The organism is Nostoc sp., from assembly GCF_035638895.1.
GTDB lineage: Bacteria > Cyanobacteriota > Cyanobacteriia > Cyanobacteriales > Nostocaceae > Nostoc.
The window spans coordinates 1-19,431 of record NZ_DASQZC010000118.1; the positions used below are offsets into that span (position 1 = coordinate 1).

Sequence of the window (19,431 nt, forward strand, 5' to 3'; positions counted from 1 at the left end):
AGCAGCGATCGCACCTGGATCAATTTTACGGCGCAAATACATCAGCGAAGCCAGGGTAATCGCAATCAAGGAAATTCCGACTGAGGCACCCGCCATGATGTAGAATTCCGTCGGATTGAACTCGGAAGCCTTTTCTATAACTTCGGAGAGGGTTTCACTAGGAGGAAAGATAAACTCTTCAAAATAATTGGCGTAGGGAGTTCCCACCAAACCAATCAAAATCGAAGGCACAGCCAACAGTGCCAACGGCAGCGTCATTGTCCACGGCGATTCGTGGGGGGAGTCGCTGTGATGCCCGTGAGAGTCATGGGAATCATGCTGCTGACTAGTTGCCGCCAATTCTCCTTTCTTCATCGCCCCAGGCCCAAAATTCGGGACTGGTTCTTCTGACTCTAATTCCAGGACAATTGTCGCCGCAGCTTTTTTAAGTTTTTCCTTGATTTTCTCGTCAGTACCCCGGAATTTGCCTTCAAATGTCATGAAATACATTCTAAACATATAGAAAGCAGTAATCCCAGCAGTTAGCCAGCCAATCATCCAGAGAAATGGGTTAGCTTCAAAAGCCTTCCCTAGAATTTCATCTTTTGACCAGAAACCAGCAAAGGGCGGGATACCAGAAATTGCCAAGCAACCAATCAAAAAGGTAGTTGCTGTGACGGGCATATACTTTCGCAGTCCACCCATCAAGCGCATATCTTGAGCTAAGGCGGGGTCGTGTCCAACAACACCTTCCATACCGTGAATTACTGAACCTGAACCCAAGAACAGCATCGCCTTGAAATAGGCGTGGGTCATCAGGTGGAATAGTCCAGCACTGTAGGAACCTATTCCCATTGCCATCACCATGTAACCAAGTTGGGAAATGGTGGAGTAAGCCAAGCCCTTTTTGATGTCGTTTTGGGTAATGGCAATGGTTGCCCCCAAAAACGCCGTAAACGCCCCAGTAAAGGCAATGACATTCATTGCAACTGGAACGTCTTCAAATACTGGGTACATCCGGGCAATTAGGAAAACACCAGCCGCCACCATTGTTGCCGCGTGAATCAAGGCAGAAATGGGGGTGGGGCCTTCCATCGCATCTGGTAGCCAGACGTGGAGAGGAAATTGGGCTGATTTTGCTACTGGGCCTAAGAAAACTAAAATCGCAAACAGGACAGCGAGAAAATTGCTGATAGAACCTGATTCGACAAGTTGGGCGAGACGATCGCCCATGATATTAAAATCAAAGCTTCCCGTTGCCCAGTACAGCCCCAAAATGCCTAGTAACAAACCAAAGTCGCCCACGCGGTTGGTCACAAACGCTTTTTGAGCGGCATCTGCTGCTGACTTGCGATCGTACCAAAAGCCGACCAGCAAGTAGGAACACATCCCGACCAGTTCCCAGAATATATAAATCTGTACTAGGTTGGGGCTGATCACCAGACCTAACATTGAGGAGCCAAACAAACTGAGATAGGCGTAAAACCTCACGTAACCGGGATCGTGAGCCATGTAGCCATCAGTGTAAACCATGACCAAGCAGGCTACCGTTGTGACAATCACCAGCATTAGGGCTGTCAGGTGGTCAATAGTGTAGCCCATGCTCAGGTGAAAATTACCTGCTGCCGCCCACTCAAAGGTGCGAATATAAGCCGCATGTCCTTGAATTTGACTCCACAACAAGGCAAACGACATCCCCATAGCTGCTGCCATCATGGAGATAATCACCACAGCATTAAGCTGGCGGAGGCGGTTTGTCACCTGATTCAACGAGATTAACCCTAGACCGACCAGCATTGCCCCAAGAAGAGGGAACACTGGAATCAGCCAGGCATACTGATAGATTACTTCCATCACTGACGCCTACTTTTAGAATTCTTGATTAGCGTGTCAAAACTGTTAATAATTGTGACACACACCCTTTAGGATAAAATAACCCACCCAAGACTGAGTTGGGTGGGGTGTTAAGCATGGTTTTAGATTTGGTCATTAGTCTTTGGTCATTGGTCATTAGTCTTTAGCCCCATGCCCTATGCCCAATATCCATCAGGCTGACCGACACTCTAAGTCCAGTGTTTTTGAACTCTTGTAAATTTTCGGGCAACTGCTGTACTTAGCTTGAATCTCTTCTAAAGCTAGACGTAAATCTTCTCTACCGCGAAAGCATTCCAAGCGATGGCGAATAGTGCCATTTTCAATCAATAGTAAAGTGGGTAGTGATTTGAGCCTATAAGTAGTAGACAATTTAAAATTTTGATCGGCGTTAACTCCAACTAATTTGATTTCTTCCCCACATTGGGCTTGAAATTGCAATAACAGTGGGTGGATAATCCGACACAAGCCACACCAAGGTGCTTCAAAATTAACTAAAACAGGAATAGGTGATTCTAAAACTTCTTGAGTAAATGTCTGCTCACTAACCAACAAAACCATGACGCCTCTTGGATTATAAGGTTTTTATATTAAACTACCTATCTGCATTGAAGTGAAAGATTGGTAAGTCAGTAACTGCCGATAGATGCTTTCAGGAACCAAATCTCAGGACACAGAATAATTAGGCAAAAATTGAGCGTGTTGATGTGTCTCTGACAATAAAACCCAGCGCTACTCTCACGGTGGCTTTTTTGGATGTTAGGCTCCTGATTGCCGTGGCCACCTGGGTATCTGACTGAATCTGCCATTTTTTCCCAAGGAAATAGCAACTGACCAACAACTACCAATTTAAAATCTTAACTCGACTCAGACCACCCCCATCTGTAGATGTTTGAACTTATAGTACATTGATTTAGGGCAATTGATAAACTGAAATCCTCATCTATTTTGGATTTTCTGCTGACACTGGGGATCGCCTAAATTTCCCATCTTATCTTACTAGTTGCTTCCAGCAACAGAGGGTGCGATAACCAAAGCAAAGCTATGAAAATGGCAACTCCCAAATAGGAAGGACGAAGAAATTCGTGCCATTTGATAGATTGACGCCCGTCGATAATTGCTTTAAAGGGAATAATTGAAGTCCGTTGTTTGGCAATTTCAAAGGCTTCCCCATAGCGATCGCTTAAACGGCGATCGCCGTGCCAAACTCCAAACAAGTGATGCAACACCAATCCAATAGAAGTCACAAGTGTAAAGGTAGTACCTAGCCACAGAGTATGGGCAACACACCAAATTATTTGTCCTACCATCTGGGGATGACGGGTAATCCGAATAATTCCTGTTTCATAGAGATGAACTTGGGGCTTTTGAATGGCAGCAATTTCTAGTAGATTGAAGGTAGCAGGATATAAAAATAAAAACGAGATAGCTGATAACAGCCAAACAAATTCTCGCACTCCTGGCACTCCTTGTACCTGCCAAAGTTGCAAACCATCATAGCGATGCCCAAAAAAGTAAACAATTAATATTACAGCCAACGGTAGGCTGACTAATGCAAAAAGAACGCGATAAAGCCTTGGGCCAATATATTTTTCGGCCCTTGGACGCAAAGCAGCGCCTCCACTGTGAGCGATCGCAAAAACTATTTGTAGCCCCAGCATGACAAAATGACTGGGTGTCAACCAAGAAATCAACAGCATATACACGGGTGAAATAATTTAAAGAAAATGGAACTCAGTACAACCAATACCACAAAGTATTCAAAGGGAGACTTTAGTCAAGATGTTGTGCTACTGTCTTTTTCGAGTCAACTTTTCAAGTTTAATATGCAACAAATCATACCTGGCTAATTGCTGCCAAACCTGATTTGTTTTGTGTATCTGCTCCTTTCAAAGTTTGTGGTTTGAGCCTTATGTCTGACCTTCCTTTCACTTTAGATCAGTTACGTATTTTAAAAGCGATCGCACAAGAAGGAAGCTTCAAGCGTGCCGCTGATAGTCTTTACGTTTCGCAACCTGCCGTCAGCTTGCAAGTGCAAAATCTCGAACGGCAGCTAGATGTCCCCCTATTTGATCGGGGAGGACGACGCGCCCAGTTAACCGAAGCAGGACATCTACTCCTAAGTTACGGTGAAAAAATCCTCAGTCTATGTCAGGAAACCTGCCGCGCGATCGAGGATTTACAAAATCTCCAAGGCGGTACTTTAATTGTTGGTGCTTCTCAAACCACCGGCACTTATCTTTTGCCCAGGATGATCGGTATGTTCCGACAAAAATATCCAGATGTGGCAGTGCAATTACACGTCCACTCTACCCGGCGGACTGCTTGGAGTGTTGCTAACGGACAAGTTGATTTGGCAATTATTGGCGGTGAAATTCCTGGTGAATTATCCGAATCCTTGGAAGTTGTTTCTTACGCTGAAGACGAACTAGCGCTAATTCTACCTGTCTTTCATCCCTTTAGCAAGCTGGAAAAAATCCAAAAAGAAGACCTATACAAATTACAATTCATTGCCCTAGATTCCCAATCTACTATCCGCAAAGTAATTGACCAAGTGCTAGCACGCTGTGAAATTGATACCAGACGTTTTAAGATTGAAATGGAATTAAATTCCATTGAAGCAATTAAAAATGCTGTGCAATCTGGTTTGGGGGCCGCCTTTGTTTCAACTAGCGCGATCGCTAAAGAGTTACAAATGGGTGTTCTGCATCGTACCCCCATTGAAGGCGTTGTCGTCAAACGGACACTGTGGCTGATTTTTAATCCTAATCGCTATAGATCCAAGGCCGCAGAAGCTTTTAGTCGGGAAATTTTGCCCCAGTTTGCTAATCCTGGATGGAGTCAAGATGTGTTAGCATTGGCACAAAAAAGCATAGTGATGTCTACATTGGATATAGGGACGTCAACCTCTGTCGCCGAAGACTAAAATCTGGTCATTAGTCTTACCCTTATGGGGTCTACGTCATTTTTCCGATGTTTTTTGTGAATGACCAATGAGCAAATAATTCGTAATGACGCTCTCTTACGAGACGCTAAAAGCGTAGCTTACTTCTCTGTAAGAGTACGCGGACTCACTACCACCACGCTAACGTAATTCGTAATTATTATTCATAGCTTTTCGCGTAGCATACCGTAGGCAAGCTAAGAATTTGACATTAGTAAAAAAGTTCCTGATCTTGATAAAGAAGTTTAGTTTCTATGTAACTTGAATGAATTACGAATTACGCATTATTAATTACGAATTATTTTGACTAATGACTAATCACGAAAATGGAAGTTTACTGTACTCGTCCACGTTGCCCACGCCCACAAAACTATTTTGCCGATTTAGATGATATTACGACGCTGAAAACAACGCAGCAAAAATACTGTACTACCTGTGGTATGCCATTACTGCTAGATGGGCGATATGTGACCGTGAAGCTGCTGGGAAGAGGGGGATTTGGAGCAGCCTTTTTGGCACGCGATCGCCGAATTCCAGGAATGCGTCAATGCGTAGTTAAGCAGTTTCAACCTGTGGGAAATTTAAGCTTAAATCAACTGCAACAAGCACAGTTGATGTTTGAGAGAGAGGCAGAAGTTTTATCACAACTGGGTAATGATCACGAACAAATCCCTGACTTGTTTGCTTTCTTTCCAGTAATAGTTAATGGTTTACAATCAGGACAACAAGACCAGTTTTTTTACTTGGTACAAGAATACATTGATGGGCAAAACTTAGAGGAAGAATTAGTTCAACAAGGCAAGTTTTCTGAACAGCAAGTGTTGGAGGTGCTGCAAGAAATCCTGAAGGTGCTAAAGTTTGTCCATCATAGAGGCATTATCCACAGAGATATTAAACCCTCTAATATCATGCGCCGTCGTGATGGTAGACTTTTTCTACTAGATTTTGGCGCAGTCAAACAAGTAACAAATGTTGCACTTGGCTCTGCTGCTTCTTCCACAGGAATTTATTCTATGGGATTTGCACCGCCTGAGCAGATGGCTGGGGGTCAAGTATTTCCATCTACGGATTTATACGCTTTGGCTGTAACTATTCTTATTTTGTTGACAAATAAAGAAGCAATTCAACTATTTGATGCCTATAGCAACCAATGGAAATGGCGAACCCAAGTAACTGTCAGCCCTCGCCTTACTGACATATTAGATAAGATGCTGCTACCTGCTGCCAATCAGCGCTTTCAGTCAGCCCAAGAGGTTTTAGATGTACTTAACTCACAGGCGGCTCAAGCCTCTACACAACTTAATTCGCCCTCTGTAACACTTCCGCCACAACCACCCAGTTCTAGTCCCGTCGTCCCTCGCCGTTCACCAACTCAACCAGCGTTTTCGACAGTGGAATTGCTGGGTGGGGCGGCATTTAGTGGATTTGAAGGAGCATTAATTGCGATCGCTCTCTTCAGCCTAGTAAAATTACCAATAGTTACTTTCACCATTGCATGTGTGATTTTGGGGATACTGATATTTGCCCAAACCAGGCGGTGGATTGAAAAGTTTGATTTATTAATTATTCCAACAATTACTTTTGCTATTATTTTTTTTCTCCCTTTTTTACAGGGGGGGCTTGGCATTCAGGCAGTAATAATTTTATCAGTTGCAGCAGCCTTAGTAGCCATTTCTTTAACAGCCGTATTTCGACTTATTTATAAATTATTATCTCTCTTACTTTAAAAACTTTTGCTGCTAACAGCTAACTATGTCTCAGAAAAACGAAACACTTAGCCTTTTCTTAGCTGCTATCATCACCATTGGCTTAATATTTAGTGGCTTATGGTTTTTTATGGAACGGTGGGCACAACTAAATGGAACTGTTGCTAAACCTTCGGAGAGTAGCAACACAGATAATTCCACAAAGCAGTTTGTCAACAAGAAATGTAACGTGCCAAATCTCCCAGAAGGAACATTCAACTATGGTGGTAGCACAACCTGGGCACCCATTCGTAAAGACGTAGACTCTGTACTAGAAAGCTTGTGTCCTCAATTTACTTTCCGCTATACTCAACCTCCTTTAGGTCAACCAGGCTCTGGAACCGGCATTCGGATGTTGATAGATAATCAACTAGCTTTTTCTCAATCTTCTCGCTCAGTTAAAGCTGAAGAAAATGCCGAAGCTAAACAAAAAGGATTTAGTTTAAAAGAAATTCCGGTGGCGATTGATGGAATTGCGATCGCAGTTAACCAAAATCTTAATATTTCTGGTTTAACTGTTGCCCAACTCAAAGATATCTACACTGGCAAAATTACTAATTGGCAACAGGTGAGTGGGCCAAATTTACCAATTACAGTCTATTCTCGCAGTAAAGAAGCTGGGGGAACAGTCGAGTTCTTTGTGGAAAATGTTCTAAATAAAGAGAATTTTGGTAATAACGTTAATTACATTAGTACGACCACAGAAGCAGTGCGAAAAGTAGCTGCAAGTCCTGGTGGAATTTACTATGCTTCTGCCCCAGAGGTTGTACCCCAGTGTATGATTAAATCCCTACCACTAGGGCGAACAAGCAGTCAATTTGTGCCTCCCTACCAAGAACCACTTGTACCTCAATCTGAATGTCCCAATAAACGTAACCAGTTGAATAGTCAGGCGTTTCGTAGTGGAGATTATGCAATTACTCGCAATTTATTTGTAATTGTTAAACAGAATGGTCAAACAGATCAGCAAGGTGGGGAAGCTTATGCAAATTGGCTGCTGACACCTCAGAGCCAAGAACTGATTGAAAAAGCTGGATTTGTCAGAATTAAATGATCCAATGGTTCCCGCTCTCGCACGGGTTATGACTTTGAACCAGTCCGATCATCAGCAATAAAAAATTAAAAATTAACCAATACTTAACCTGGAAAAACCCTCAAAATGAGAAATTGAACTTTATGGGAAAAATTTTACTGTCAATTTATTCTTAGGGAATTCCAAAAAATAAATTATCCAATTTTTGGAATCACAACGACTTTTCCTCCCCCTGCTCCCCTGCCCTAAAAACTTACCCCTTTGGGGAAGCAAGCTACGCGTAGCGTCCCGCAGGGATGGGATATTTTTTTATTTGGAAATCCCTTACTTGCGCTCAAATTTTGAGAAAACAGAGGAATAATCCAAGGGAGATATATTATGCCTTGACATCTATTGTAATAAAAAGTGAGGATTTATCAGCATTTGTTAATAAAACACCCGTCCTCCAAATACAATTTCAAATAGCAAGCACTTATCAAGTTAAGCATTTGTATTGAATGGACGCGTGAGTAATTATACTATGTCCCAAAAAAATGAAACAACTATTCTTGTATTATCCATCCTGATCACGGTCGGGCTAATAGCTGGCGGTTTTTGGTGGTTTACTAAAAAGTCTGGTGTTAACCTAAATACAATTAATTCTACTAGCACCCAAACACCCAAAGCCTCATCAGAACAGCCTAGTGGCAATACTTTTACTTCAGTACAGGATGTGCCTACAGGATTATTTAATTACGGTGGCAGTACATCTTGGGCACCGATTCGGCTGGTAGTTGATTCAGCAATTCAAGCGGCGCGGCCAGAACTTCGGCTGCGCTATGTAGAACCCAGTAATGCATCTCCTGGTTCTGGTACTGGCATTCAATCTCTGATAGATGGTCAACTAGCTTTTGTCCAGTCCTCCCGACCAGTTTTAGATCCAGAGTTAGGCCGTGCCCAGCAACGTGGGTTCACTTTGAAACAAATTCCTGTGGCAATTGATGGTTTAGCAGTCGCAGTTAACCCCAACCTTAACATCCAAGGGCTAACGGTAGACCAGTTAAAGTCAATTTACACAGGCGAAATCAATAATTGGAGCCAGGTGGGCGGCCCCAATATTCCGATTAAACCCTATTCCCGCCGCATTGCTGATGGCGGTACGGTGGAGCTTTTTGTCCAAGATATCTTGGGTGGTCAACCTTTCAGTTCTAATGTGGAATTTATCTCCACAACCACCCAAGCCTTGCAAAAATTGGCTGGTAGTCCTGGTAGCATCTACTACGCTTCTGCCCCAGAGGTGATTCCTCAATGCTCAATCAAAGCCTTGCCGTTGGGGCGAACGCAAGGGCAATATATTGCTCCATACCAAGAACCATCTGTCCTCCCGTCCGAATGTCCTGGTAAACGGAACAAATTGAACATTGAGGCTTTCCAATCAGGAAAATACCCAATTACCCGCAATCTGTTTGTGGTGGTCAAACAGAATGGTCAGACTGAGCAGCAAGCAGGTGTCGCTTACGCCAACTTACTGCTGACTGAACAGGGACAGGAACTTATTTCCCAAGCTGGGTTTGTCAAAATTCGCTGACTCTTGCGATCGTCTCCGGCGGGGCGTAGCCCATCGCGCTCAAGACAGAGTGGCGGAAATCGCCGCTCTGAACTGTGCTTTAACCAGCTCTATTAATCGACTCTGCTGGCAAGCAAATGAGATTATCGCCTTGAGTCAGGATTAAGCCACGTTGACGCAGCTTACCCATCAAGCGGGTGACAGTAACACGAGTGGAACCAATCGCGCTCCCAATTTGGGCATGGGTGAGGGGGAAGGGCAGACAATAGCCGCGAATCACATCAGGATCAGTGTCGCTCATTGCTGGCTCTCCATATTCCTCAATTAACAATGTGAGAAATCCTAAGAGTCGATCAATTGTGCGGCGTTGTCCCAAGGCACTCAGCCACAGTAGCTTACGCTGGTGCTGATACCTAAAGGCATCCATAACTTCACGACGGAAGTGAGGCCAGTTGTCTAAGTCATGCCAGTACATCCACAACACCGCAGTTTGGTCAACATGGGCGTAGGACTGGAGTGTGAATGGTGATTGAGCAACAATTTCAAATGGCTGTCCCGCTCCCACAAAACCCAAGAACGCTTCTTCTGGGGTTCTGTTAATTCGTCGAGACGTTAGCTGGCTGGCAGTCGCGCTAACTTGGGCGGTTCCTACCATACGGATCGCACCCCTTTGCACCAAATATAGCAATCCAGGCCGGGCTGGAATGCGCTCATCTTTGCTAAAGGTACGGCAGCGGTAGTGTTCTTGAGCCCAGTCAAGAATGCGTTGCCAAGTTAAAAAAGGCCGTGATGCCTCAGAAAAGGAGGATGGAGATTGCATAGGTAACAAAGAGCGTTCGGCTGAAGACAAAGACGTAAATAAAAGGGTGCAAGGAGTGTCTTTGTGTTGGCGAGGCAGGCTTAACGCCTAACAGCGCCAGCCAATCCAAAGAATAGAAAGCAAATTACTCTCTACTCTTTTGTTATACTTCCTACTGTACAATGATGGTAGTAAAGATTACTTACTATTCATCAATTATTCATCAAATTTTATCCTCTTCTCATTTTTCTTTATCTAAATTAAATTTATACCGCAAGATGGATGACAGAAAAGTAACAAATATATCTTACATGATGATTTAAATAATATTACGTGCATTATAAAATACAAGTTAGCAAATATACGTCAATCAAACAGTTAGTGTACAGTTATTTAATAAAATCACTAAGCATTGATACTTATAAAGCAGAAAATAACTGCATAAAAAATGAGAAAATTCCTCTACACAAAGGTAGAGATAATAATAGAATTTTATACACATCAAATGTGTCTTTGGGACTATCAAAATCTCAGAATCGAAAAGCGATAGAACTTGCCAGTGCGATCGCCTCAGATATATCAGGGATCTGTGGAGACGTTTTTAGCATCCAAATAGTTCCCCCTGGTTTGATACATTTTGAATTAACTCACTCGACGTTAGCGACTTGGTTACAAAGTCTTGTAGAGGGGAGTGGGGAGTGGGGAGTGGGGAGTGGGGGAGATGAGGGGACAAGGGGACAAGGGGACAAGGGGACAAGGGGGATTACTAAAGCCAATGCCCAATGCCCACTTGCCCTGAGCGGAGCCGTTCGCGTAGCGTCTCGCAGAGAAGGGATGCCCAATTTATTTGCTATTCAATATGCCCATGCACGCTGCTGTTCGCTGGTGCTTCTGGCTCATCGAGAGGGATTGATTAAACTTAGAGAACCAGTTCCAAATACTAGTCCAGCTTTTTGGAGTGTTATCTCTCCTAACCCTTTACCTTGGCTTAATTGTGACGGAACACTGCGGCTAAATCACCCAGATGAACGTCGTCTAATTGGTGAGTTAATACAAGTGGTAGACAACATAGAATGCCCTGATGTTAAGGGTTCTGTGAAATGGGAAAAAGTAGCGTTGAGTTTGAGCCAAGCTTTTGAAAAGTTTTGGTGTAATTGCCGGATTTGGGGTGAGGTGAAAATTACCTCACCAGAGTTAGCCCAAGACAGACTCGGATTGCTTATGGCTACTCAGTCAGTATTAAGATTTGTGTTAGAGGAAAAGTTGGGTGTTTTTGCGCCCTTAGAGTTATGAATCGGTAATGTCGCTTAGGCCAAAATAAAAACTTTTATATATCTATTGACTCAATGCATCTCCTCAGCTACATTAACAGGTGTGTGAGGAGCGAACCAGCTAGGACACCGAGACGAAACACGGCCAGTCGTCGGTGTCCTTTCTGATTTATATGAGTTGCGTTTCAAAAAGTAGCCTCACTACAGCAAAAACTTTTCAATTGCTACTGCTGCTCCATCTTCCTCTACGCTGGGAGCTACCCACTGCGCGATCGCTTGCACTCCTGCTGGTGCGTTGCCCATAGCTACACCCAGCCCAACATACTCCAGCATTTCTATATCATTGAAGTTATCGCCAATTGCCATAACGTTGGCTAACTCTAATCCTAGCAATTCTTCGGCTAGGTAACGTACAGCAGTTCCTTTATTCACAGAGGCGTTAGTTGCTTCAAAGAAGGTAGCAACAGATGTTGTCAGATAAAGTTCAGCAGGTGTGTATTGACGGCGCAAATTCCCCAATAGCTTGTCGATCACATCAGTGTCATCACACAAAGCAAGAATTTTTGTCGGTTCATTTCTTAAGGCTTGGCGCAAATCACCCACGGCAATCGGGGTAATATCAGAACGTTCTGCATAAATTTGGGTTTCTCTGGTTACTTCACGGACGTATAGTTGATCATTGATGTAGAAGTGGACAGATAGGAGCGATCGCAACTCAGGCTGTTCAAAATAGTCGAGTAACTGGTGGGCAATTTCCCTAGAAACAGCCCAATGGCGATGAATTTTTTGGGTGATCGGATCTTGAATCCAGGCTCCCTGATAGGCCATTAGTGGTAGGGTAGAGCCGATATCTTGGTGAAAGCGCAAGGCTGAACGATACATCCTACCTGTAGCGATAGCCACTTGAATTCCTCGTGCTTGCGCTGCAATAATAGCTTGCTTTACAGGTTCGCTGATGGTGTTAGAGTGTCCAGCGATCGTGCCATCTATATCCAAAACTAGTAGTTTAATGTCTTTTGTAGCAGCCTGATTATCATTAGATGCCAAATGTGTGGCAGATACTTTCTGCATAATTTCCTAGATTTTAAGTTCCAGTAAGAGGTTAACAGGCTCTAGCAACCTGTGGTGAGTAGTAGAAAAAATTGAATGTTTTTGATTTGAAAGTCCCTTTGTACGCAAAACTACGCTATTGTTGCCAAAGCAAAGCTGAACTAGCATCTAAAATTGCTAACTATGTGACAAAGCTTCTGGCTAAAATAGGGCTATGTCTGAAATCACTTCTGCAACTGCAACACGCCCCACGTTCATCCTCGTAGATGGACACTCGTTGGCTTATCGTTCATACTTTGCTTTCGCCAAAGGGCGAGATGGAGGGCTGCGTACAAAAACGGGCATTCCTACCAGTATATGTTTTGGTTTTGTGAAGTGCCTGCTAGAGGTAATGGCAACACAACAGCCACAAGCAATGGCGATCGCTTTTGATTTAGGTGAGGCCACCTTTCGCCATGAAGCTGACGATACTTATAAAGCCGATCGCAAAGAAACGCCAGAAGACTTCATTCCCGACTTAGCAAACCTGCATGAGTTGCTCAATGGCTTCAATTTACCAATTTTCACTGCCCCTGGTTTCGAGGCAGATGATGTTTTGGGAACATTATCACAACGAGTAACTGCTGCTGGGTATAGGGTGAAGATTCTCACTGGCGATCGCGATTTATTTCAACTAATTGACTCTGACAAAGAAATCACTGTTCTGAATTTTAGTCCAGATGCCTTAAAGCGCTCTACAAATAGCATTACGGAATTTGAAGCAGAACAAGTCAAAGAGAAGATGGGAGTTTTGCCTTCACAAATTGTTGATTTCAAAGCTCTTTGTGGTGACAAATCAGATAATATTCCTGGTGTCAAGGGAATTGGGGAAAAAACAGCAGTGCAGCTGTTAAATACTTATGGTTCACTTGATCGTGTTTATGCTGCTTTAGATGAAATTAAAGGCGCAACTCAGAAAAAACTGGCAACGGGTAAAGAAGATGCCGAAAAGTCTCGCTATTTGGCAACCATAGTTTTAGATGTTCCTATAGAGTTTAATTTAGAAGATTGTAAGTTAAAAGGCTTTGATACAAACGTTTTAGCACCAATTTTAGAAAAATTAGAATTCAAGTCTTTTTTAGGTAAAATAAACGATCTACAGCAACGTTTTGGTGGCAAAATTGAGGACAAACAAGAAGCCAAAAGAGATACAATTAATCCCAATACTAACTCAGAATTCAGTGCTGATGAAGATAATGATTTGTGGTTTTTCAGTGCTAGTGATACAGCAACAGTTACACAACAATCTACTTCCCCAATTACACCACGCATCATCAACACTGAAGCTAAATTAACTGAGTTAGTGGAACTATTGCAACAATTTACTAACCCAGAGACTCCTGTTGCTTGGGACACTGAAACTACAGCTTTAGAACCAAGAGACGCTGAGTTAGTAGGAATTGGTTGCTGTTGGGGAACGGAACCAGATGAGGTAGCCTATATTCCTGTGGGGCATAAAACTGGGGAAAATTTGCCTAAAGATTTGGCGCTAGAAGCATTACGCCCAATTCTCGAAAGTACTGATTATCCTAAAGCTCTCCAAAATGCCAAGTTTGACCGCTTAGTTTTAAAGTGTCAAGGAATTAATTTGGCAGAAGTGATGTTTGATCCCATGCTGGCAAGTTACATCCTAAATCCCGATTCCAGTCATAATTTGATGGATTTGTCGCAGCGATATTTGGGATTAATAGCGAAAAGTTATTTGGATTTAGTTCCTAAAGGTAAAACCATTGCTGATATAGATATTCCTGCGGTAGCAGATTACTGCGGTATGGATGCTTATTCTACCTTTGGCTTAGTGGCGAAATTGCGTGAAGAACTGGATAAAATTCCCACTTTGTCTAAGCTATTAGTGGAAGTAGAACAGCCACTAGAAGCGGTTTTAGCTGAAATGGAATATACGGGTGTTCGCATTAATTCAGCTTATTTACAAGAGCTTTCACAGCATTTAGAAACTGAGTTAGCCAGGTTAAAAGAGGAAGCAACTAAAATAGCTGGGGAAAATTTTAACTTGGGTTCGCCTAAGCAGTTGAGCCAAATTTTGTTTGAAAAGTTGGGTTTAAGTACTAGACATTCTCGTAAAATTCAAACGGGCTTCTCTACAGATGCAGCAACACTAGAAAAACTCCAAGAAGATGATAATACTGGATTTGTTGAAGCGATAATTGAGTATCGCACTCTATCTAAATTAAAGTCTACTTATGTTGATGCATTACCTGCATTGGTGCGTCCAGATACACAGCGAGTGCATACTGATTTTAATCAAGCAGCAACATCAACTGGTAGATTATCTTCTTCTAATCCGAATTTACAAAATATCCCCATTCGTACAGCTTTTAGTCGCCAAATTCGGAAGGCGTTTTTGCCAGAATCTGGTTGGTTAATGGTGGCTGCTGATTACTCACAAATTGAATTGCGGATTTTAGCTCATTTGAGTCAAGAGCCGATATTAGTGCAAGCATATCAGCAAAATGAAGATGTTCACACTGTTACGGCGCGGTTAGTATTTGAAAAAGAAAATATAACCTCAGAAGAAAGAGGGATGGCAAAAACTATCAATTTTGGCGTGATTTATGGAATGGGTTCTCTAAGATTTTCGCGCTCAACTGGGATAGATAAGACTATTGCCAACGAGTTCATTAAGCGGTTTAATGAACGATATCCGAAAGTATTTGCATATTTAGAGCGAATGAAAAAAGAAGCGATCGCTCTTGGTTATGTAGAAACTATTTTCGGTCGCCGTCGTTATTTTGACTTTACTAATAACAGTTTACGCAAATTAAAAGGCAGCAACCCAGAAGATATTGATCTGAGTAAATTGAAGAATTTAGGCCCTTTTGATGCAGGTTTACTACGCTCTGCTGCCAATGCACCAATTCAAGGTTCCAACGCTGATATTATCAAAATTGCAATGGTAAGACTGCATGAGGTTTTAAAGAACTATCAGGCGCGTTTGTTGTTGCAAGTTCACGATGAATTGGTGTTTGAAATTCCCCCTGATGAGTGGGAAGAATTACAACCGCAAATTAAGTCGGTGATGGAAAATGCAGTCCAGTTAAGTGTGCCGTTACTGGTAGAAGCGCGTGTCGGTGAAAATTGGATGGAGACGAAGTAAGTTAAACTTTGACAAGGCTTTTAGCTAGAGAAGTGTCAATCAGTTGAGTTGAAAATTTAACTAATCAAGATAATCAAGAGTCAAAAGTATCGACTCTTGATTCCTGATGATGGAGTAGGCAATAGTTAAGAATTAACCGCCACGCTTCAGCGCTAATTCTACCTGCTGTAACTCCTTCTCTAAACGAGTTTTGAGTTTTTCGGGTACGGCACGATTTGGGTAAGAACTGTAGTGTCCAGCCAGGGAGTTGAGGGCTGTTCGCATGGTTGTAAAGGAGCCAAGACCAGAAACAGAGTTAACTCTCTGATAGCGAGCTGAAAAGTCATTAATTTTTTGACGTGCTTCTGCTTGAACTGCTGCTTTTTCTGGTGAATCTTGTGATATATCCAGAGCTTGTCTCATAACATTGACCACAGCTAAGGTGTCTTGGCGATAATCCCCAGTCAAACTATCTGGACTGCCAGAACAGCCCATTAAGCCGATAGATACAACCAAAACCAGCGCAAGCAAACGCGACCAATAGCGCTTCATATTCATTAAGTAAAAGGATACGTAAATTAACGTCCATCGTATCTTGGATTGGTAACTTGGGGAATGGGGAGTGGGGAGTGGGGAATGGGGGATGAGAGAGCAGGGGAAGCAGGGGAAGAAGAACTATTAATTATTGCCCAATGACTAATGACTAATGACTTTTTGATAAAGAGTATTGCGTTGTTGGTAAGGTCGTTCTAAAGAAGCGATCGCATTTTCCAAAGTTTCCACTTCCATACACGTACCGCCCAAAGCACCTGCCATTGTGGTAATATGCTCCTCCATCAATGTGCCACCGATATCATTACAACCCCAAAGTAAAGCTTCTGTTGCACCTCCAAGCCCCAGTTTTACCCAACTCTGCTGATGGTTAGGAATCCAATTACCTAAGTAAATCCGCGCCACAGCGCCTAGTAGCAATGCATCACTCAAAACTGGTTGATCGCGTCCGACACGGCGACGTAAGGGTTTGGGCGCTTCTTGCCCAACGAAGGGTAATAAAATAAACTCTGTAATCTTGGCGGGATATCCTTGATTAATGGCGGTTTGTTGGAGCGATCGCAATTTTTCTAAATGCCCGATTTGCTGTTCGTGGGTTTCAATATGCCCAGATAACATGGTGCTGGTGGTATGCAAGCCTAATTTGTGAGCAGTGCTGACAATTTCTAGCCAAGTGGCTGTGTTAATCTTCTCTGGACACAATATCCGCCTTACTTCATCGTCTAACACCTCAGCTGCTGTTCCTGGCATTGAGTCAACACCAGCGTCACGCAAAGCAGCAATTACATCAGCATACCCAAGTCCATCAAGTCTGGCGATAAATTCCACCTCTTGGGGAGAAAAAGCATGTAAATGTATCTGAGGAAATTCCTGTTTAATGGTTTCCACAACCTTGAGATAATAGGGTAAAGATTTACCATTTATCTGTGCTTGTGGATTTAATCCGCCCTGCATACAGATTTCCGTTGCACCCCGTTGCACTGCATCTGTCGCTTTTTCCAAAATTTGCGCCGAATCTAACCAGTATGCACCGGCATCACCATCATCTCGACGGAAAGCACAAAAACTACAGTGCTGCTCACAAATATTAGTAAAGTTAATATTACGATTAATTATGTATGTAACTGTATCGCCTGCTTGAGTGTGGCGGAGTGTATCGGATGTAGTACGTATCGCAGCGATCGCCTCCTCATCTGTTTGTTGTAACAATACTATTCCCTCTTCGAGAGATAAGTCGTATCCCATCAAGGCACGGTCAAGAATTTTTTCAACAGTAATTTTTGTTAGCATTACTTTCTTAACTTCTGAGTAAATCTTAATTTTAGGATCTTGTTAATAATAAAATTCTACTTAATAAATACACCAAGTTCTGGAGAATCCCAAGAACGGACATAAGTTTTGTCTTTAAAATTAATTTCTTGAGATTTTTTTTGTTTACTTTTTTTAGTTTCCATTGAAATAATCCCGCAAGGCTCAAAATCTTGATAGGAATCCTCTTTTTCTAAACTTGCCGAAGTATTATTAACATTAATATGTTGAATTTTAAGTCCTTTTTGATTACTTTGCTGCAAAAGTATCCATAAAGGGTATTCCCAAGGGTCATTTCCCATTGATAGCCCAATATTCGAGCATTTTTTGGAATTTAAAAACTCAACTGCTCCCGTATAAGTACCTTTTAGAAATGGTCTATTACTAAAATACTGCTCAATTCTAGGGGTTTGGAATATATTATTGCTATCAATAATAGGTCTGTACCTATTAAAAAACACCCACGGTAATGATGAGATTAGCAAAAATGTTACTATAAAAATTGCGATTTTTTGCTGTTTAACCTTAGATAACACCACACCTACAAATGGAGACATTAGGACGAACAAAGGTAAATGCAGACGACTATTCCAGACTTGCCATTTTAGCAAGTAGCAAAATATCAAAAATGTAGATACGGTAGCGATGAGATAAGTAAAAATATAACTTTCTTTACGGAGAGATTTTCGAGCTAGAAAAATAATAATACATATCAATATCAATGCTAGATGTAATAAATTACCAGCACTGTTTTCATTACCAGTTATCCCAATTGTTGACCAACCTCCTGGTACAAAGAATGTCTGGGAAAAAGTTATCCGAGGATCGTTATAATCTACACCCAAGAATGTATGTATAAGTTGAATTAATCTGTTCGCTTTTCCATTCCAGAAACCAATCGGTGTTCCTATATGTAAAGCAAGATTTCTCAGGATATTAGAAATGAGTATATTAACACCTAATATTTCATTACGATAGCCACTCGCTTCACCAAGTGGCGAAGCAAATAAATTATAATTGCGTAAATAGTGACTAATATTAAGCAACAAAGAGATACTTCCTACTATCAAAGCAGGCTTCCATGCTTGCCAGCGTAAGCGTTTAACCAGGTAAAAACCAACCCAAATTAAAAAGGGAAGTACATAAAAATAAGCAGTTCCCTTGCTCAAAATAGCTAATCCCGTGCTACTACCAATATTAAATGAATTCGTCCAAATATCGCTTTTACCTGCTTGGATAGTCGATAGTAAGTAGTAAGCAAGACAAACTAACCAAAATGCAGCTACATAATCATTTTGAGTGCTTGAAGCTTGCAAGATTCCCATAGGAATTGTTGCTGTTATAACCGCAGAGAAAACTTGACCTCGTAAATCTGCTCCTAGTTGTTTTGCAATTAATGACACTCCAATAATACAGCCAATCATACTGAACCATTGGACTAAGTTAGCGAAGTAGTCACCACCACTTAAAAGCTGAAAATGCAAAATCACAAACTCTGACCAAGGGTTTTGATATAGCTGTGGAGTATAACTTGTAGGATAATGGGCAATGCTATGATTTTGTATCCAATAAGCAACACGGCTCATGTGATAGTCCATAGAATCCCAATTATTGGGTGGTGCGATGATAGCAATTAATCCAACTGTCGCTACAACGAAACCTATGCCATATAACAATAAATTTATTAAGGGTTTAACTTTAATATTTTTGTTTATTTGAGAAGAATTTCTTTGCTTTGGATTCGGAATTATTTGGTGATTTAGTCGAAAGTATATATAAATTAATATGATACATATTAATCCCCAAGTTACCAATATCCAGCCAAAAGTAATTAATTTAAAAGGACTCAAAAGTTCAGTGATTGCAGTAAGTAAAATTCCCCAGTAAGTAATTGCTAATATCAGCGCTTCACGCCAATCGGTACGTTTTTTATTAACTAACAAAAAAATAGTAATTAAGGAAATAAGAGGCAAAAATATAAACATCAATAATATTTCCACTTTAAATATAATTTCTGCTGTAGTAATTGTAATATGGGCTGAAGCCACTTACTACCAGCTAATTTAATTAATTTTACACTGCGTAAGATACTTTGATTTATTCTTGCTCACTTAAGAGACTTCCAATTTAAAAACATCCTATCTCCGGGACGGAAAACTTTGCGTCCCTAGAAATGTGCAAATAATTTTGGATAATTTA

Annotated in this window: 14 protein-coding genes; 6 read left to right on the forward strand and 8 right to left on the reverse strand. The window is 41.8% G+C overall.

All coding sequences use genetic code 11. The features are described 5' to 3' along the window. The 3 genes from VE944_RS05470 to VE944_RS05480 form a co-directional block, all read right to left on the reverse strand. Positions 1–1,833, reverse strand: a 1,833-nt coding sequence (locus tag VE944_RS05470) for an NAD(P)H-quinone oxidoreductase subunit 5 (protein WP_324973424.1), incomplete at its 3' end; no start/stop codon positions are given. A gap of 192 nt (positions 1,834–2,025) precedes the next feature. Then, on the reverse strand, positions 2,026–2,412 hold the full coding sequence (locus VE944_RS05475) for a thioredoxin family protein (RefSeq protein WP_324973427.1): 387 nt from the start codon (positions 2,410–2,412) through the stop codon (positions 2,026–2,028). Positions 2,413–2,828: 416 nt separating this feature from the next. After that, the gene (locus VE944_RS05480) at positions 2,829–3,551 is read right to left on the reverse strand and encodes an NnrU family protein (RefSeq protein ID WP_324973430.1); all 723 of its coding nucleotides are present in this window, start codon (positions 3,549–3,551) and stop codon (positions 2,829–2,831) included. Positions 3,552–3,763: 212 nt separating this feature from the next. Here VE944_RS05480 and VE944_RS05485 point away from each other — a divergent pair, with 212 nt between their 5' ends. The 4 genes from VE944_RS05485 to VE944_RS05500 all read left to right on the forward strand — a co-directional run bounded on the left by VE944_RS05485 (position 3,764) and on the right by VE944_RS05500 (position 9,140). Then, positions 3,764–4,777, forward strand: a complete 1,014-nt coding sequence (locus VE944_RS05485) for a LysR family transcriptional regulator (protein ID WP_324973432.1) — start codon at positions 3,764–3,766, stop codon at positions 4,775–4,777. A gap of 344 nt (positions 4,778–5,121) precedes the next feature. Beyond that, positions 5,122–6,522 carry a serine/threonine-protein kinase gene (locus tag VE944_RS05490; RefSeq protein ID WP_324973435.1) on the forward strand — a complete coding sequence of 467 codons (1,401 nt, stop codon included), beginning with the start codon at positions 5,122–5,124 and terminating at the stop codon, positions 6,520–6,522. A 25-nt stretch (positions 6,523–6,547) separates the two neighbouring features. Next, positions 6,548–7,594, forward strand: a complete 1,047-nt coding sequence (locus VE944_RS05495) for a PstS family phosphate ABC transporter substrate-binding protein (protein ID WP_324973438.1) — start codon at positions 6,548–6,550, stop codon at positions 7,592–7,594. Positions 7,595–8,093: 499 nt separating this feature from the next. Continuing rightward, positions 8,094–9,140 (forward strand): PstS family phosphate ABC transporter substrate-binding protein, encoded by a 1,047-nt coding sequence (locus VE944_RS05500; protein ID WP_324973441.1) that lies wholly within the window; start codon positions 8,094–8,096, stop codon positions 9,138–9,140. Between the two features lie 79 nt (positions 9,141–9,219). On the opposite strand, the gene VE944_RS05505 is transcribed toward VE944_RS05500, so the two are convergent. Continuing rightward, positions 9,220–9,939 (reverse strand): Crp/Fnr family transcriptional regulator, encoded by a 720-nt coding sequence (locus tag VE944_RS05505; protein ID WP_100901811.1) that lies wholly within the window; start codon positions 9,937–9,939, stop codon positions 9,220–9,222. A 486-nt stretch (positions 9,940–10,425) separates the two neighbouring features. On the opposite strand from VE944_RS05505, the gene VE944_RS05510 reads away from it, so the two are divergent. Then, positions 10,426–11,211 carry a DALR anticodon-binding domain-containing protein gene (locus tag VE944_RS05510; RefSeq protein ID WP_324973446.1) on the forward strand — a complete coding sequence of 262 codons (786 nt, stop codon included), beginning with the start codon at positions 10,426–10,428 and terminating at the stop codon, positions 11,209–11,211. Positions 11,212–11,390: 179 nt separating this feature from the next. Here VE944_RS05510 and VE944_RS05515 read toward each other — a convergent pair whose 3' ends face one another. Then, positions 11,391–12,260, reverse strand: coding sequence for a Cof-type HAD-IIB family hydrolase (locus VE944_RS05515; protein ID WP_324973449.1), 870 nt, complete (start codon positions 12,258–12,260; stop codon positions 11,391–11,393). 193 nt (positions 12,261–12,453) lie between these two features. Here VE944_RS05515 and polA point away from each other — a divergent pair, with 193 nt between their 5' ends. Then, on the forward strand, positions 12,454–15,393 hold the full coding sequence (gene polA, locus VE944_RS05520; protein ID WP_324973452.1) for a DNA polymerase I: 2,940 nt from the start codon (positions 12,454–12,456) through the stop codon (positions 15,391–15,393). Between the two features lie 132 nt (positions 15,394–15,525). On the opposite strand, the gene psb27 is transcribed toward polA, so the two are convergent. From psb27 to VE944_RS05535, 3 genes are all read right to left on the reverse strand, one after another. Next, positions 15,526–15,930 carry a photosystem II protein Psb27 gene (psb27, locus tag VE944_RS05525; RefSeq protein ID WP_324973455.1) on the reverse strand — a complete coding sequence of 135 codons (405 nt, stop codon included), beginning with the start codon at positions 15,928–15,930 and terminating at the stop codon, positions 15,526–15,528. A 138-nt stretch (positions 15,931–16,068) separates the two neighbouring features. Beyond that, positions 16,069–17,214: a 7,8-didemethyl-8-hydroxy-5-deazariboflavin synthase subunit CofH gene (gene cofH / locus VE944_RS05530; protein WP_324973458.1), complete on the reverse strand. Its 1,146-nt coding sequence runs from the start codon at positions 17,212–17,214 to the stop codon at positions 16,069–16,071. 56 nt (positions 17,215–17,270) lie between these two features. Continuing rightward, on the reverse strand, positions 17,271–19,280 hold the full coding sequence (locus VE944_RS05535) for an ArnT family glycosyltransferase (protein WP_324973461.1): 2,010 nt from the start codon (positions 19,278–19,280) through the stop codon (positions 17,271–17,273). Positions 19,281–19,431: the final 151 nt, after the last annotated feature.